Origin of the sequence: Nocardia sp. NBC_01730, from assembly GCF_035920445.1 — a bacterium.
Lineage (GTDB): Bacteria > Actinomycetota > Actinomycetes > Mycobacteriales > Mycobacteriaceae > Nocardia.
In genome coordinates this window covers 1,894,855-1,909,733 of the sequence record NZ_CP109162.1, presented here as the reverse complement: position 1 = coordinate 1,909,733, position 14,879 = coordinate 1,894,855, and the positions used below count along the sequence as shown (strand labels likewise).

The window sequence follows — 14,879 nt, the reverse complement described above, 5'->3', positions numbered from 1 at the left end:
TCGATTCCGAGGGGTGGGCGACGCGCAGAGTGGCCGCCGACCCGCCCTCAGTGGTCGTAGGCGGTCAGTGATTGGTCGCCAGTCGTCGCAACGATGCGTCCAGTTCCCGCAATAGCTCTCCCACACGGCCGCGACCACTCGGGGCGTTCGGGTAGCGCGTCAGGACGTTCGCCACGATGGGGCTGGCCAGGCTTCTTGCCTGCTCGATGTAGTCGGCGCCGACGTTACGGTCGTCGCCGGCATCGAGCTCGAAGGCTCGAGCCGCGTGGGCGGCCGGTCCGAGGATGTGCAAGACCTGAGTCGCTTTCGCCAGGGGGTGCAGGAACGCCGCACTGGCCGCGGCGACGGCCGCGCGCGCAACATCGCTCGCCGCGGTCTGCCCTACATCGCGTGTCTCTTGATACGCCCGGTGTGCCGCCCACGCGCTGTCACGGATCGCCTTGGTCCGCTCGGCTCCCTCCGCGAACGCCTGCGCAGCGTCGATCGCGGCTCGTGGGCGCCGATCGTCAGGGCGTTCACGTTCGAAGATTGCCAAGGCGGGCTCCGCGCAGGCCACAGCGTAGCCCGCAATCTCGCGCAGTTCAGACATGCTGAGTTCGATCCTCGGATTCTCGTCAGCCACATTCATGACACTTGACAGTATCGTTGAACCGACGATTGAAACTTATCCGCGATATCGGTAGGACAGTGACGCGAAACTTTCAAGATGGTGGGCGGCTCAGGCCGATTGACCTGGCACGTGGGCACGGCCTGTCCACGCAGGCGATCAGGAACTACGAGGCGGCCGGGATCCTTCCGGACGCCGAACGCACCCGGCATGACTACCGCGCATACACGCCGCTGCACGCACAAGCGCTGCGCGCGTTTCTGGCTCTCGTGCCAGGACACGGTCACCAGACGGCCACGTTGATCATGCAGGCGATCAACCGGGGCACGACCGAGGACGCGCTTCGGCTCATCGACGAGAGCCACGCCCAGCTTATCGACGACCGCCGTACCCTGCAGGCCGTCGAAGCCGCGCTTGACGACCTCGGTCCCGTACCGCAAGAACGCGGCGACACGTTCGTTGGCCCCCTGGCGAGAAGGCTCGGCATCCGCCCGGCCACCCTGCGCAAATGGGAACGGGCCGGCTTGGTCCGACCGCGCCGCGACCCGCAGACGGGTTACCGGGTCTACTGCGCGGCCGACGTGCGCGATGCCCTACTTGCCCACCAACTCAGACGAGGTGGCTACCTGCTGGAGCAGATCGCCCCGCTGATCGCCCAGGTCCGCTCCGCTGGAGGAGTCGCACCGCTCGAGTCGATGCTGTGTGACTGGCATGCCCGCCTCTCGGCCCGCGGCCGTGCCATGCTCACCGCCGCCGCCGCACTGGACGCCTACCTCGACGGCCGACCAGACCCCGCCCGGAGACAGGCCGAGTGACTACGCCACCGCCACTCGGTCACTGCGTCGGCGACGCTGCGCTCCCGGAAGCCCCGCGGAAGCCAGATGAGCGCAGGGCAGACGATAGGCATGGCGTCAGCACTGGCCCACTCGTCGTCGGCGGCCTGGATCTGCTTGCGGGAGTGATCAACGGTGTGATGGTCTACTGTGGCCGTGAGGCAGAAGGAATCATGAGTGCCGAGCAGCCGTGGACGCTGGAGCGGATCGCCCGACCGAGGCCGGAGTTCGGCGTAGACCAGGGGTCTGGGCGCCATCGGTATCCGCGTGCGGTCGGCACCTGTTCGAGCAGGCCAGGGCGCGCGGCGACTTGACCATCTGCACGCCGAATACTCGACGTTCGGGGAGCTTGCGACCGTTGACGAGGGGCTGTTCGGAGGTTCACGCCGTTCGACGAGCTGTGGGGGCGGCGGCTCGAGTTCCACCCATAACCGAGGAGAATCAACACCATGAGTGAAGACACGGACTTCGACAGCCGGGCCGTTGCGGCCCTCTCGACCGAAGCGGGTATCGAATGGGGCGAAGCTGAGCGTCTCGTCGCCATCCTCCGCAAGGCGGGTGTACTTCGATCGGCCAACGTGCGCAACGACATCGCGCATATCCCTGCTTACTCGAACCTGTTCCTGTCGGCGTCCGGCGACTCGAGTTCGTCGGTGTAACCGGGTACCGTGATCGCTGGACAGGTCGATTACGCACTCTGCCAACACCGTGGAACCGTCCTCCACAGCCCATCCCCATCGGGTGGTCGCTTTCCATCTGCGCACTCGCTCGTCTCTTCGACCCACGATGTGGATCCGGATCCTGGACCTCGTATCTCCGGCCCGACGAGGTCCGGACAGTCGGCGAAGCACGTGACCAACGTGGCCGTCATGGTGGATGCCGTCATGGCTGACCTGCCGTACCCTGCTCCAGCGATGTAGTTCCGCATCACCCGCGCCGTTCCGCGAACGGACCTGCATGTGTCGACGATCTTCGCGGATCTGCCGTAGGGGTCCGCGCTGAAGGCTCTCCACTCGGACCTTGGGCGAAGTCGTTTCAGGAGCCGGACGGCCGGGTGCGTGCGCGGCGGCGCATCCACTGCGTAACCGAGTAGGCCACCAAGAGCCCCCCGAGGCTGACGAGGCTCAGCCACAGCTGCGGCCTGGTGGCCTCGATCAGGCTCATCGAGAAGATGATGACGACGATTCCGAGAACGGTGACGATGCCGAGCCACGGATGCAGCCACATCTTCAGGCCCAGCACGGTTTTCTCGTCGTCGGTCATGCGCGAGCGCAGGCTCAGCTGGGAAAGGGCGATGATGACATAGACGAACAGGGCCACCGCCCCGGCGGAGTTCATGATGAACGAGAACACCCGATCTGGTGAGACGTAGTTCATGGCGACCGCCACATATCCCACGATCGTGCTGAGCAGGACCGCCTTCCAGGGAACCCCGCGCGAGTTGCAATCCTTGGTCCAGCTCGGTGCCCATCCGCGGTTGGCGAGGGCGAACAACATCCGAGAGGCGGTGTAGAGGCCGGAGTTGAGGACGGACAGTGCTGCGGTGAGCACGACGATATTCATGATCTGCTCGGCCGCGGGAAGGCCGAGCTTGTCGAAGGCCGCCGCGAACGGGCTGGAGTTGCTGGGGATCTCGGTCCATGGGGTGATCATCAGCAACAGGGCCACCGATCCGACATAGAAGAGCAGGATCCGCCACAGCACGGTGTTGGTGGCCTTGGCCACCGCTTTGGCCGGGTGCTCCGACTCGGCGGCCGCCATCGTGACGATCTCGGCGCCGAAGTAGGAGAAGATCACCACCACGACGCCCTGCAGGATCGAGAATCCACCGTTGACGATGAAGCCGTGTTGACCGATGTTGGCGACCGACAGCCGCGAGCCCGGCCAGAGCCCGAGGACGACAAGCGCACCGACGGAGAGGAATACGGTGATGGTGGCGACCTTGATCGAGGCGAGCCAGAACTCGGTCTCTCCGAACGAGCGCGCCGACAGCAAGTTGGTGGCTGTCAGGATGAACATGAGCACCAGCGCGAACACCCAGTCAGGTGCGTGGAACCATCCGCCGAGGAGTTTGCCGCCGACGACGGCTTCGAAGGCGACCACGCCGACCCAGAAATACCAGTACAACCACCCGACGACGAAGCCGGCACGTTCGCCGAGGGCCTCTCGCGCATACTCCATGAACGAACCGAGAGTGGGCTTGGCGGTAGCCATTTCACCGAGCATGCGCATGACGAAGATGACCAGCACCCCGCCGAGGGCATAGGACAACACGGCCGCCGGACCGGCGGTGTGAATGACTGATCCGCTGCCGACGAACAAGCTGGCACCGATGATTCCGCCGAGGGCGATCATCGTCAGATGCCGTTGCCGTAACCCGCCCTTGTGGAGGGGCCGGACTGGCCGCCCCGATGCGGTACCCGCAGAATTTCCCTCTCCCTCGTGGGCGGAAGTCACCGGCGGCACCCCGTCCCTTGCTGGGGGATTCACGTCTGATTCACGTCTGAGTGCCATCGAGCCTCCGTAGCTCAGTTGATTCAGGCAAGATAGCAGCGAGGTGGGGTTCGTCACACACTAGTAGCCGCCGCGGCCGGGGCGGCGCGCGATCACCGTTCCAGCGGCGGCACGGGTTGCTCACGCTGACCGCGTCCACCGCCGCGGGTGAGGGTGTATACCGAATCCGCGATATCACAGAAGACGAGGGGGTCGCCCTGGTCCATGGTGTCGACCCGGGGGTGCTGAAGCCATTTCTGCGTTCCGGCGAGCGACGAGGTTCGCGCGGTACTCACCACTCGGCGCCAACTGTTTAACCAGCATCTTCACCCAGGTTTCGGCCTGGCGCATAGAGTGGCGTTTACGCAGTCCAGGCATACAGGTCGCACCACTACGAGGAGGCGAGTTCCCGTGGCCAGGATCCTGTTCGTAATAACCGGCGCAAGTTTTTGGACGCTCGGGGACGGCACCCGGCATCCGACTGGTTACTGGGCCGAAGAGTTCACGGCCCCGTACCGTGCGCTCACCGGGGCCGGCCATGAGGTCGCGGTGGCCACGCCCGGCGGCGTAGTGCCGCACGTCGACGTGATGAGCCTGCGTCCCTCGATTGTCGGCGGTGAACAGATTGCCCTCGAGGAGGAGGAAATCCTGCGGTCTGCCGAGGAGTTGCGGCGGCCGATCGAGCTGGCGAATGCTCGGTTGGAGGACTACGAGGCCGTTTACTATCCCGGTGGCCACGGTCCGATGGAGGACCTGTGTAACGATGCCGATTCGGGTCGGCTGCTGACCGCGGCCCTCGTCTCGGGCCGGCCCCTGGCCATCGTCTGCCACGGGCCGGCCGCGCTGCTGGCCACCCGCCGGAAAGGTGTTTCACCCTTTGCCAGTTACCAGGTCACCGGCTTCACCAACGACGAAGAGGAGGCCGTTGGACTGGCCGCCAAAGCCCGATGGTTGCTGGAGGACGAACTGGTCAGCATGGGCGTCCACTTCACCCGCGGCGAGATCTGGAAGCCCTACACGGTCGTGGATCGCAATCTGTACACCGGGCAGAACCCCGCGTCCGCCGGGCCGCTGGCCCAGGAATTGTTGAAGGTGCTGAACTAGGCGTGCAGATATGACGATTTGCTCTGCTGGCACCTGTCTGGCCCACGCGCAAGGATGAGGGCCCGCGCGGTGCGTGGATGGTCGCCGCTGATCGCTGGAGGAGGCGGCGCAGCGTGCGGTAGGCGGCAGGTCGCTCTGTTGCTTGTGGGTGACTGGCTTCCGGGTATTGCCCGCCGCGGGCTTCCCTCGAAGACGATGACCTGCCGTCCGACGACGTCGCTGCGCCCCAGAGCTTGCAGGTTCTCATTGATGTCTTCCAGCTTGACTTTGGTGACGTTGTTGGTTCGCGGCGCACGGCATCACCGCAATCGAGCGCATCGTGACCGACAACGGCACCTGCTACCGCGCCGGAGTCTTCAACACAGCCCTCAAGGCAGGCGCCATCAGCGCATCATCCCGTACCCGCCGAGGCGCAACGGGAAGATTGTTCTCCTGGAAGTGGGCTGACGTCGTGACCGGCTTCGGCCCAGGAGGAGTCACTACGAAGCATATCCGTATTGAGCCACAACCGATTTCGGTTGGACAAGCTTCCGATCCGGCCATCGTTGTGGGCCGGGGCGGAGCCGGCCTCCGAGCCGAGCGGACGACTCCCGAGAAGGACACCCATCCGGGATCAGACGGTTCACGAGTCACGTCCGGTCTGAAGAACCGGCACCAGCCTGCCAGCCAGCCCGCAGGCCAGCCCCCCACGAGCACTTACAGACGGTTCGAACTCGGCATCCACTGTCGTGCGGATCTGGTCGGCTTCGAGTATCTCGTCATGTGGAAGCGTGTGGAAGAACGCCTCGCCCTCGGCCAGGTCGACGGCGAACCGTGCCATGGTGCCGACCTGACGGAGGATCTGGATGCGCGCGTACTCGAAAAAGTGGTGGGCGCCGTCGTACACCGATGCCTCGATCGGCTCACCGGATTCGGTGGATTCGACCTCTGTTCCTTCGATTTCGCGCCAAGAAGGCACATCCGCGGGGATTCCTTCGATCGTCACGTCCACCGAGGCGTCCCGCAGCGGCCACCCGAATCTCGGTGACAAGGTGAGTGCCGGATCAAGGCCGGGAGACAGGTTGTCGAACAGTTGACCGCGCCAGAATCCCTTGCAGTCCGGGGGCGACTCGTCGAGAAAAGGATCGGCGCTCTGGCGCGGTCATTCGTGCCTCCACTGTAGGTGGTCGGGTGATCACGGTGCGGCCCGAGACCTCGACCGGCCTTTCAAAGCCCTTCGGCGCGATAGCAATTGGCCGAACTCCGACCGCATCCTGGAAAGGCTTCGCGCGCAGGACTATCCGGTGCGTGAGGAGGACTCCGGCCGTTGTCGGCGTTCATCAGTGGTCATATTGGCCTGGACGGGCACTACGCCTTCCACCTGCCCGGTCTCGGCGGAACCCGCCGACCGCTGCGCGATCCCGATGCCCGCGACGACGAATGAGCCGCCGGTGTCGGTGGCCATGGCAATACTGGTCGACGACGACGAAACTATGAAGGGGAGTCGACATCATCGCTGGCCACCGACGGGCGGGCTTTACGGTCGGTGAGGAACACCGGACCGGACTCGCGACCGGTCAGCAGTCGCGGCAACATCCGCGCGGTGCCGATCTGCCACGCGATGACCTTGCGCGCACCGCCCTTGCGGGTCACCACCATTCGCGAGTAGCGGTCGCCACCACCGGGGGAGAAATGCCTCGAGCTCGAATTTATACGCCAAGGCCTGCTTTCAGGGTAGGCCAGGATTTGGGCAGTGCGGCCTTCCAGTACGGCCATGAGTGGACGCCGATGGCGGCCCAGTCGGTGGAGACGTCGGCACCGGAGAGTCCCATGGCGGTCCCGGTGGCGCCGGTGCAGTCATGGGAGACATGTTCGATCTCGCTCGCCCGAAACGGGTCATCGGGCCACGACCAGTTTCCGTCGAACAGGCCATCATCGAGGCCGGGCACGCCGGTGCCGACGTACAGGTGGACTGGTTTGCCGCGCAGCGCGTCGAGGTGTTTCATCGGGTCGTGCGCGTCCCACTCCGGATTGCCCGCAGTACCCCACATGTTGTCCGGGTTTCCGCCTTTCGCTTCGACCACGGGGCGCACCGAGAGTTGCCCGATACCGTCGGCAGAGTAGCAACCGCTGAAGGCTGCCAGGGCTCGGAACATATTAGGGTGTCGCACCGCGAGAATGGCCGCCGCTCCTGCTCCCATCGACAGCCCGCCAACGGCGTAGGTCCCGTTGCCTTTCAACTCGCGGTCGATCAACGGCGGCAGCTCCTCGGTGAGGAAGGTTTCCCACTTCTGGTGTCCGAGTGTGGGATCGTCTTTCAACCAGTCGGTGTAGTACGTTCCTCCACCGCCGACGGGCATCACCACATTGACCGGCTTGTCGGCGAAGAACTCCTTGGCACCTCCTCGTAGGGTCCAGGTGCTTTTGGGCTGGGATTCCTTCGCCCCGTTTCCGTCCAGCAGCAGCACCGTCGGCCGGGATTTCGACTGATTCGCCGGCACCAGCACGTCGAGATGAATGGTCCGCTTCATCGCCGGGGAGCGGATATACATCTGCCATTGCTGCCCATCGCGGTCGATCCGCTCGACGACGGCCGCCGCGTTCGCCTGCGGGGTCGCGATGAACATCGGTGCGACAGCGACCACTGCGGCTGCTGCGAGAAATCCCATGCGCCGGTACCCCCGGCGTCCTCGCAACACCGACATGCGCAAAACCATGGTACGAACCCCATCGACGTTTGGCCTCAACCGGAGGCTGTGACTGTTTCCCGTCGACAATGCCATGAAACTCGTTGACCGTCGCGCCAGGGCAACGCGATGTACATAGCGACATGGATACCGAGTCGGTTGCTTCGGGCTCTGGATGAGTTCCTGCGGCGGGACGACGGGGGCGATCATCGCCGATCGCCCTGGCCCCGCCAGCTCGACGAGGGCGAGTCTCTGCACGCACTGCGCCACGACCTGCTGTACGCGCACGAGGGCATGATCCCGGCCCACCACCTCGAGGCGCAAACCGAACAAGCACGGTGCCTGGCCCTGGCGACCAACGCTGTAATCGCTTGGGCGACAGAGTATTATGGGCTCGCGGTGCAGGTTCGCCGCGAAGGTCGGCGCATCGATCACGACGTGCGCGCCCACATCTCCCCGGCGCACCGCGAGAACATCAACTTCTTCGGCGCCATCGAGGTCGCCATCGACGCCGAACTTGCCCAACTCGGACCTTCCGGCTACCGGCCTCTCCGCGTCCGCGACACCCTCTTCTAGCCACACTCGGCGCGAGTTTCACCGCTTACGCCCATCCCATAGCCGATGAGCGAGCATCTTCAGGGTCCCGGCCTTGAAGACAAGACGGCAGCACGGTGCAACACAGCATGTGAGATCCGCGTCGGCGGGCTTGTCTCCGAGGGGCACTCGGTAGGCCGATACGTTGTTTACTGATCTGCGGCGTCTCGGGCTTCCACATCAGACCGGCCGTTCTTCGAGCGCTTTCACAAGGGCCGAGGCAATGAGGGCCACGGCCCGATCATCGTCATGGGCCAGTTGCCGCAGGACATTGAGAGCGATAGTCCCCGGCATCTCGGCGAGTGCCTGTGTCAGTCGCATCCGTACCGCCGAATCCGCTGTGTGGGCGGCGAGTTCATCGACCATCGCACTCATGATCCGATCCGCCCACTCGGCGTCGGATGCCAGGGTTCCCAGTATCTCGGCTGCCTCGACATCGTTCGGGCCTTCGACCACTGTGCCGACGAGCGTCGGCACAGCTCGGGTCATGCCCCGCGCGCCCAGTGCCAGCGCGGCATGTCTGCGGACCGTCGTGTCCGTATCCTCGAGCGCGTCCGTGAGCGCTGCGGTCGCCTCGTCGCCGGGTAGCTCGGCGAGCGCCAGGACCGCGCGCCGCCGGATGTCGACGTTCTCCGAGCTCATGGCGGGTATCAGGCTCGCAACACCGTCACCGCCGGCCCTCGCGAGGGCCCACCGCAGGGCCCCGGCAACGTTCGGATCGGATTCGATGAGGACCGCCTCGGCCAGCAGCTCGGCGGGCATCGGCAGGTCCTCGGCCGGGGCCAGGACGGCTTGTTGCCGCCGTGCGGCGCTCGGCGATGCGAGTCCGTGCAGGAGCTCGACGATGCGCGCGACGTCCTGCCAGCTGGAGGGCTCGGCCGTATCGACCGCACGGAGCCGCTCGAGTAGCTCCTGCTCCCGGTTCAGTCGTTCCTCGGCTTTTCGGATGAGGTCGCCGACCAGTACCGACGGGGTGAATCCGGGATCGTCGAGAGCGGATCCGATCTGGCGCAGTGACAGTCCCAGGGATCGCAGACCCTCCACGTGGAAGATCCGCCGGATGTCTTCGGCAGAGTATTCCCGGTAACCACCCACGGTACGGCCTGTGGGTCGTACCAGCCCGAGGGAGTCGTAGTGCCTGAGCATCCGGGCGCTCACCCCCGAGCGGCGCGCCACCTCACCGATCAGCATGCAGTTGCCTCGTCCCGGTCCGGACCGAGCGCGACGACCCGTCGTGCCTCATCGACGGCGAGGTCGAATCCGGCATCCGGGTTGTGCAGCAGCCGCCGCGTCGCGCTCGCATGCGCACGCATCGTCGGGTCGTGGCCTGCCATCGCCGCCTGCAGGATCGGCTCGATCACATCGCCGAGCGCGACGAGGGCACGGCTCAGACTCAGCCGTACGTCCCGGTCACCTCGGCCGAATTGCGTAGCCAGTTCCGCAGCCAGCCCTTCCTTCTCCCCATCGGGCACGAGAACGACGGCTGCGCGCCATGCACTCCGCGCGACCTCGTCGTCGGAATCGTGCAGCAACGACCGCGCGATTGCGGGCCACGCGTTCTGGTCCCCGATCTTCGACAGCGTATGCAATGCCTGGCTCCGGGCCTGTGCGCGTTCGGAACAAAGCTGCGCGCGCAGTTTCGGAACCGTAATCTCCGACGGGAGGCGGGTCAGCGCCCATGTGAGCATGTCGCGCACGAAGAAGTCCGGCTCGATCGCGCACCGTTCTACGAGCACGTCGACGAAACCGGGTACGGGATGCGTGCCGATCGCCAGGGCCGCCTTCAGCCGCGTCGACGCGTTCCCAGCGGCCAATCCGTCGAGCAGCCGCATGTCCTGTGAATTCCTGTGTGTCGAGTTGATGGGGACCACCTCCGACCGCTAGTGAAGGCCTTCTCACAGTGACAATGTCAAGTTCACGGGCAAGACGCCATGAACGTCGTCGTACTCCACGACCGCATTCGGGCGCTGCCGCCCGGTGAAATCCAAGGGCGCCGAACCCCGCCCCACCGACACCCACCACGAGCACGTCCTGGACACCGACTACTGGGGGCGTCGGCACCGCCCGACTGCTGCCCAGGCTCATCCGCGACCGCACCCGCGGGCCTGCTTCACCCACCGCCGTCCCGGCCCCGGGAAATACCTCGCCGACCGCGACGTCTGCCTCGACACCGGCCTGGCACGGCTGTCCTGCGACCTGCTCGACACAGTCACCGCCACCGACGGGCCCGGCACCGGCTGGGACCTGCACGAAGTCCGCCACAGTGGCCTCACCCACCTCGGCGAAGCGGGCGCCGGCCTGCTGGATGATGGCTCACGGCAGCGAAGACAAGGTTCCCTCGCTACCCTCTGAGTGAGGCGCAGCTCTAGTCAGATATTGCTTTTGGTGGCCACACCCGTGATCAGCGGTCGAACGATCGGGGGCATTCCCCGCCACGACGTTTCCTGTACGTCTTCGAGCTCCAGCCCGCACGCCCGGATCAGCTCGAGGGTGGCACGGTTGCAGTGGCAGCCCTCCGCGAACCGGCGCCACGGGCCGGCGAGGCGATCTTGCCAATGGGCAAGTCGCGGCGACTGGGAACGTACGTGCTCGAGAAACAGCAGCTGGCCGCGGGGGCGCAACACACGCTCGATCTCCCGCAACACCGGATCAGGGTCCTCGACAGTGCACAACACGAGCGTTGAGACGACCGTATCCACGGTTTCATCCGCGAACGGCAGTTGTTCCGCAGATGCGTCGAGCACACGCGCCCGACATCGACTGCGGCGCAGCCTCCGTGCCAACCGCGCACGCATCGCGCCCTCCGGTTCGGTCAAGATCAGCTCGTCAAGGCCGTCAGGGTAGTATCCCAGGTTAAGACCGGTACCGCTGCCGAGCTCGACAGTCCGCCCCCTCGCACAGCCGAGCAAATCCCGCCGACGAGCGCCCATCCCCGCCCTCTCACCCACCCACAGCAGAGGGTCATACAGGGCCGCGAACGCCCGCGCCCACAGGTCCGAGCGCTCGACCGCTGTCGCTGGCACGGCGCCACTGCTCACAGACTCGACCGTACGCCGGTGGGCATCGTCGCGCATGTACAGCTCGTTGAGCGGGGCGGGCAGCCGCCGGAGGTTCGGCATGGCCGTGTGGCAGTCACCGGTGCGCCTCGGGGACGATCTCCTCGACTGCCTTGGCCAGTTCGTGATTCCGGATGAGCCACATCAGCCCGTAGGCATCGTTGGCATCGAGACCAAATCCTTTGTGGCCGGCCAACGCTCACTCGTGGCCACGATCTGCGGCGCGGGCTTGTGAACAAGTTTGCTCGGTCAATTCTCTCGCGCCTGCTGTCGGTGAGAGGTTGAGACCCGGCCCGGGGGATGGTGGCTGGATGGCCGGTATCGAGTGCGTGCCGAACGCGGTTTCCCCTATTCGCTGGCTCCCTTCGATGGGCACGGCGAGTACCTGCAGTATTCGTTGGTTGGTGCCGCACAGCCCACGGAGTCGTTGCGGCACGTAGCGTGGTGCCTCGCCGGGCGGGGTGATGAGGTGCCTACGGAGCAGCACCGGCCTACTGTCGACAATCCGACGGCAATGCATCGCATCCGCGCGAGGGTGGTCGACGCGGCCCGTGATCGCCGTGCGCCGCAATTGGACGCGGCACTCGCCGCACCGGGCGATCACCGGTCCCGCCGCGATATGCCGGAACCCGCGGCGGGTGTGGCGACCGATGGGGTCGGCAGGCTGCGACCGGGTCCGGTCGAGGCAGCCGGAGCGGCAGTGGGTCCGTCCGACGTAGCGCAGGTGGGGCCGAGGCTCGCAGTGCAACTCGGGAAAGGCGGGCTCGCGGATGCCGGGCGGGCGTGTACCGACGCTCTGATGATCGGGGTGAATGCGATCGTAGTGGAGGTGAGCCGGGCTGCCGGGGATATGGCTGCCCTCGACGTGATGTGCCGGTCGGCTGGCTTCGAAGATGCGGCGCTGGCGGTGGCGGTGCCCGCGGGGCCCGCCTGGTCCGAGTCGGAGGTCCGGGCGAAGGTGGCGGAGATCGCGGCCACGCTGGAGCGGCACGGCATGCGAGGGGAGCTGCACGCGTTCGACCGCCGGGTATTGACGGCAGCCGCGGAGCTGGCACCGGACTTGCAGCGCGTGGCGATGGTCAACACTCTGACGGTATTCACCAAGGGGCTGCGTGGCGCCACCGGTTGGATGGCTCGCTCGCTGCGGCCGGGGGCCGAGAAGATCGACGCCATCATCGACGATGCGCGCCGTGCGAAGGCTACCGGTGTCGCGATCCCGTACCCCCTACTGTCCGAGCATTTCGTGCGGCAGACCGCCGAGGTGGGAATTCGCCTCGCGGTCTGGGGCGTAACCGGTTCCGTCCGGATGCGCGAAGCGCTCAGGATGGACGTCGGCGAGATATGGACGAGAAAGACGGAAGATCTCGCACTCCTGCGCGCAGAGGTCGCCGAAAGCGGATTCCGGATACCAGAGGCGCTCTCACCCTCGACACCACCACCGGACGGTCCGCCGAGGGCCACGCCATGGTCCGGGTCCCCGGGTCGATGACGGGTCCGGAACCAAGATCGGGCAGATAACGTCTTTTCGCCGACGGGCGGCTCACCTGGAAGCTACTGGAAACATATCCGTGCCGGCCCCCTGTAGAACAGATGTGTTTCGGTGCGTGGGACTGGCTGGTGGTCGAGTAACTCAGCACCTACCACTCGATTGTTACCCGCGCTCGTCAGCTGGAATTCGACGGTCGAATCATCTGGGCTCAGGTAATCAGGTGGAGACCCGGCCGTCGGCATTATCGGGGTGGCCTGGCGCGCCCGGGTGGAGCACCGTGTCAGTAGCCGTGTCAGGCCGGTGGCAGGGTGGTTTCCCTGAGGGATATGTCAGCTGCCCCAAGGTGCAGTCTGCCCTGGCGTTCGGTGCTGACCTGAATTGCAGTGCGGTACCAGGGAGGAATTGTGGACATTGCCGAGTTGATCCTTGATGACCACCATGAGCAGCGGCGGCTGTTCGCGATCCTGGAGCAGATTACTCGCGCGGAGACCGATGTGCTTTCGGTGATCTGGGACAGGCTGGCGGCCTTCCTCGAGCTGTATGCGCAGGCAGAGAAGGAGATCTTCTACCCCGCGCTGCTGCAGGTGGGTCTCGCGGCCCGGTGCGCGGGCGGGGTGGAGGAGGAGAAACTCGACGCTATCCACGACCACAACGAGATCAGGGACGCGATCGTCGAAGTGGCGCGTCATCGGGTCGGCACCGCTGACTGGTATGTGGCTGTCGCGGCAGCGAACTCGGCCAACAGCGATCACATGGCCGAGGAAGAACGTGAGGGCCTGACCGACTTCCGCCGCCTGGCCGGGTTGCCGCGCCGCCATCAGCTGGCCGTCGCCTTCGCCGCTTTCGAGGCGCGGAACTACGCCGACGTCCAGCCCGTCGACAAGGATCCCGTCAGCTACGTTCGCGCGGCAGAGAAGAGGCTGCGGATCGCTGCGAGCGGATCGCTGAGTGTCGGCACCCTGAAGCGGAACTGACCCAGCAGACGGGCCGCGGCAGTCAGGAACCGCCACGCCTCCCGCAACATCCTTCGTATCGCGTATCGCGTATCGCGTATCGCGTATCGCGTATCGCGTATCGCGTATCGCGTATCGCGTATCGCGTATCGCGCTGAGCCGATCCGGCTACGAGGTCACGGGGGGACGGGCGAGACCGGCTCAGGCTCAGAGCAATTCCGCAATCTTGCAATGCCGAAATGCGATTTCGGGAGCGGGGGACCGGCTCGGCGGTCCCGCGACCCACCGGTTCCTCGTGAACGCAAACCTGCATGATGGGGGGCATGCTCCCCACCGACCACCTGGCACAGGCAGACCGTCATCCAGCTGTGATCGACACGCCCCTCGGCACCGTCGATTTCTCTGTCACGCTCGGATCGGATGCGCTACCGGCCGAGCCGAATGCTGTGTGGCGCTTGGCGAACGGCTCGTGCCTGCACCGGTGGCGGCATCGAACCGCAACGGTTGATCTGCTGATCGGAAGCATCGACGTGCAGCCCTGGGACGGCGGCGTGCGGGTCCCGATGTGGGCCGGAATCTGGCAGGTGCAGGCGCGCGACGGGCTGTCCGGACTGGTCGTCTCGGCCGAACTGACCAACGTGCCCGCCGATGCTTACGGCGGCCCGGACCCCGGCGAATGTCTTGCGGCCGTGAGTGTCGAGAACGAACACTTCATGGTGTCGATCGGCGGCCCGGATTCCGAGCTGCTCGCCATGCATGCCGCGGACGGTCGGCTGATGCCCGCCAGTTGGGCGCACCTGCTGCCGACCGGTGAGGACAAAACGACCACCGAATACGGTGTGCGATACACAGATCCGATCCGAATTGCGTGGCATCTGCCCGGCCTGGCCACCGCGGAAGTGGCCCGACTGTGTCTCGCGACCGCCTGGTGCCCCCGCGACGACGATCGACCCGCAGCCTGGTTCGCAGTCGACATCCCTCTCGACACCGCATACCACCACCTCACTGCCGATCCGACCTGACCGACAATGGGCCCCGTTCCGACATGGCCCATAGGCCGTGTCACCCGGCGCGCCAGGCCCGT

General features: G+C 65.8%; 17 protein-coding genes and 2 pseudogenes. 9 read left to right on the top strand and 10 right to left on the bottom strand.

The window, feature by feature from the left end:
- Positions 1 to 64: 64 nt before the first annotated feature.
- Positions 65 to 589, bottom strand: coding sequence for a putative immunity protein (locus tag OHB12_RS07920; RefSeq protein WP_327117579.1), 525 nt, complete (start codon positions 587 to 589; stop codon positions 65 to 67).
- Between the two features lie 98 nt (positions 590 to 687).
- Between OHB12_RS07920 and OHB12_RS07915 the strand changes: the two genes are divergently transcribed.
- Together OHB12_RS07915 and OHB12_RS07910 are read left to right on the top strand one after the other, a co-directional pair.
- On the top strand, positions 688 to 1,422 hold the full coding sequence (locus OHB12_RS07915) for a MerR family transcriptional regulator (RefSeq protein WP_327117577.1): 735 nt from the start codon (positions 688 to 690) through the stop codon (positions 1,420 to 1,422).
- Positions 1,423 to 1,889: 467 nt separating this feature from the next.
- Entirely contained in the window at positions 1,890 to 2,099 is a 210-nt protein-coding gene (locus OHB12_RS07910) for a hypothetical protein (protein WP_327117575.1), read from the top strand.
- A 376-nt stretch (positions 2,100 to 2,475) separates the two neighbouring features.
- Here OHB12_RS07910 and OHB12_RS07905 read toward each other — a convergent pair whose 3' ends face one another.
- On the bottom strand, positions 2,476 to 3,795 hold the full coding sequence (locus tag OHB12_RS07905) for an amino acid permease (RefSeq protein WP_327117573.1): 1,320 nt from the start codon (positions 3,793 to 3,795) through the stop codon (positions 2,476 to 2,478).
- Between the two features lie 251 nt (positions 3,796 to 4,046).
- Positions 4,047 to 4,229 (bottom strand): hypothetical protein, encoded by a 183-nt coding sequence (locus OHB12_RS07900; protein WP_327117571.1) that lies wholly within the window; start codon positions 4,227 to 4,229, stop codon positions 4,047 to 4,049.
- Positions 4,230 to 4,344: 115 nt separating this feature from the next.
- Here OHB12_RS07900 and OHB12_RS07895 point away from each other — a divergent pair, with 115 nt between their 5' ends.
- Both OHB12_RS07895 and OHB12_RS07890 read left to right on the top strand, forming a co-directional pair.
- On the top strand, positions 4,345 to 5,037 hold the full coding sequence (locus OHB12_RS07895; RefSeq protein WP_327117569.1) for a type 1 glutamine amidotransferase domain-containing protein: 693 nt from the start codon (positions 4,345 to 4,347) through the stop codon (positions 5,035 to 5,037).
- A 274-nt stretch (positions 5,038 to 5,311) separates the two neighbouring features.
- Positions 5,312 to 5,463: pseudogene (locus tag OHB12_RS07890) on the top strand (IS481 family transposase); the annotation flags it as partial.
- Between the two features lie 196 nt (positions 5,464 to 5,659).
- Here OHB12_RS07890 and OHB12_RS07885 read toward each other — a convergent pair.
- The 4 genes from OHB12_RS07885 to OHB12_RS07870 all read right to left on the bottom strand — a co-directional run bounded on the left by OHB12_RS07885 (position 5,660) and on the right by OHB12_RS07870 (position 7,547).
- Positions 5,660 to 6,028, bottom strand: coding sequence for a hypothetical protein (locus OHB12_RS07885; protein ID WP_327117567.1), 369 nt, complete (start codon positions 6,026 to 6,028; stop codon positions 5,660 to 5,662).
- 285 nt (positions 6,029 to 6,313) lie between these two features.
- A complete protein-coding gene (locus OHB12_RS07880) occupies positions 6,314 to 6,481 on the bottom strand; it encodes a hypothetical protein (RefSeq protein WP_327117565.1) in 168 nt (55 codons plus the stop codon).
- A gap of 26 nt (positions 6,482 to 6,507) precedes the next feature.
- On the bottom strand, positions 6,508 to 6,675 hold the full coding sequence (locus OHB12_RS07875) for a hypothetical protein (RefSeq protein ID WP_327117563.1): 168 nt from the start codon (positions 6,673 to 6,675) through the stop codon (positions 6,508 to 6,510).
- Between the two features lie 50 nt (positions 6,676 to 6,725).
- On the bottom strand, positions 6,726 to 7,547 hold the full coding sequence (locus OHB12_RS07870; RefSeq protein ID WP_327120945.1) for an alpha/beta hydrolase: 822 nt from the start codon (positions 7,545 to 7,547) through the stop codon (positions 6,726 to 6,728).
- A 378-nt stretch (positions 7,548 to 7,925) separates the two neighbouring features.
- On the opposite strand from OHB12_RS07870, the pseudogene OHB12_RS07865 reads away from it, so the two are divergent.
- A pseudogene (locus OHB12_RS07865) lies at positions 7,926 to 8,279 on the top strand (Tn3 family transposase); the annotation flags it as partial.
- Positions 8,280 to 8,477: 198 nt separating this feature from the next.
- On the opposite strand, the gene OHB12_RS07860 reads toward OHB12_RS07865, so the two are convergent.
- Positions 8,478 to 9,488 (bottom strand): HEAT repeat domain-containing protein, encoded by a 1,011-nt coding sequence (locus OHB12_RS07860; protein ID WP_327117561.1) that lies wholly within the window; start codon positions 9,486 to 9,488, stop codon positions 8,478 to 8,480.
- Positions 9,482 to 10,129, bottom strand: coding sequence for a HEAT repeat domain-containing protein (locus tag OHB12_RS07855; protein WP_327117559.1), 648 nt, complete (start codon positions 10,127 to 10,129; stop codon positions 9,482 to 9,484). Before OHB12_RS07855 ends, OHB12_RS07860 begins: the two co-directional genes overlap by 7 nt.
- Before the next feature lie 145 nt (positions 10,130 to 10,274).
- Here OHB12_RS07855 and OHB12_RS07850 point away from each other — a divergent pair, with 145 nt between their 5' ends.
- On the top strand, positions 10,275 to 10,649 hold the full coding sequence (locus OHB12_RS07850; RefSeq protein ID WP_327117557.1) for a hypothetical protein: 375 nt from the start codon (positions 10,275 to 10,277) through the stop codon (positions 10,647 to 10,649).
- A 17-nt stretch (positions 10,650 to 10,666) separates the two neighbouring features.
- On the opposite strand, the gene OHB12_RS07845 is transcribed toward OHB12_RS07850, so the two are convergent.
- Entirely contained in the window at positions 10,667 to 11,320 is a 654-nt protein-coding gene (locus tag OHB12_RS07845) for a class I SAM-dependent methyltransferase (protein WP_327117556.1), read from the bottom strand.
- 358 nt (positions 11,321 to 11,678) lie between these two features.
- Here OHB12_RS07845 and OHB12_RS07840 point away from each other — a divergent pair, with 358 nt between their 5' ends.
- From OHB12_RS07840 to OHB12_RS07830, 3 genes are all read left to right on the top strand, one after another.
- A complete protein-coding gene (locus tag OHB12_RS07840) occupies positions 11,679 to 12,842 on the top strand; it encodes a hypothetical protein (protein ID WP_327117554.1) in 1,164 nt (387 codons plus the stop codon).
- Between the two features lie 404 nt (positions 12,843 to 13,246).
- Positions 13,247 to 13,816, top strand: a complete 570-nt coding sequence (locus OHB12_RS07835; RefSeq protein WP_327117551.1) for a hemerythrin domain-containing protein — start codon at positions 13,247 to 13,249, stop codon at positions 13,814 to 13,816.
- Positions 13,817 to 14,118: 302 nt separating this feature from the next.
- On the top strand, positions 14,119 to 14,817 hold the full coding sequence (locus tag OHB12_RS07830) for a hypothetical protein (RefSeq protein ID WP_327117549.1): 699 nt from the start codon (positions 14,119 to 14,121) through the stop codon (positions 14,815 to 14,817).
- Positions 14,818 to 14,879 lie beyond the last annotated feature (62 nt).

Bases quoted from the DNA above. Each gene is read 5' to 3' on its own strand.
- OHB12_RS07920 (WP_327117579.1), bottom strand. From the start codon at position 589: ATGTCTGAACTGCGCGAGATTGCGGGCTACGCTGTGGCCTGCGCGGAG.
- OHB12_RS07910 (WP_327117575.1), top strand. From the start codon at position 1,890: ATGAGTGAAGACACGGACTTCGACAGCCGGGCCGTTGCGGCCCTCTCG.
- OHB12_RS07905 (WP_327117573.1), bottom strand. From the start codon at position 3,795: ATGATCGCCCTCGGCGGAATCATCGGTGCCAGCTTGTTCGTCGGCAGC.
- OHB12_RS07880 (WP_327117565.1), bottom strand. From the start codon at position 6,481: ATGGCCACCGACACCGGCGGCTCATTCGTCGTCGCGGGCATCGGGATC.
- OHB12_RS07875 (WP_327117563.1), bottom strand. From the start codon at position 6,675: ATGGTGGTGACCCGCAAGGGCGGTGCGCGCAAGGTCATCGCGTGGCAG.
- OHB12_RS07870 (WP_327120945.1), bottom strand. From the start codon at position 7,547: ATGAAGCGGACCATTCATCTCGACGTGCTGGTGCCGGCGAATCAGTCG.
- OHB12_RS07860 (WP_327117561.1), bottom strand. From the start codon at position 9,488: ATGCTGATCGGTGAGGTGGCGCGCCGCTCGGGGGTGAGCGCCCGGATG.
- OHB12_RS07855 (WP_327117559.1), bottom strand. From the start codon at position 10,129: ATGCGGCTGCTCGACGGATTGGCCGCTGGGAACGCGTCGACGCGGCTG.
- OHB12_RS07830 (WP_327117549.1), top strand. From the start codon at position 14,119: ATGCTCCCCACCGACCACCTGGCACAGGCAGACCGTCATCCAGCTGTG.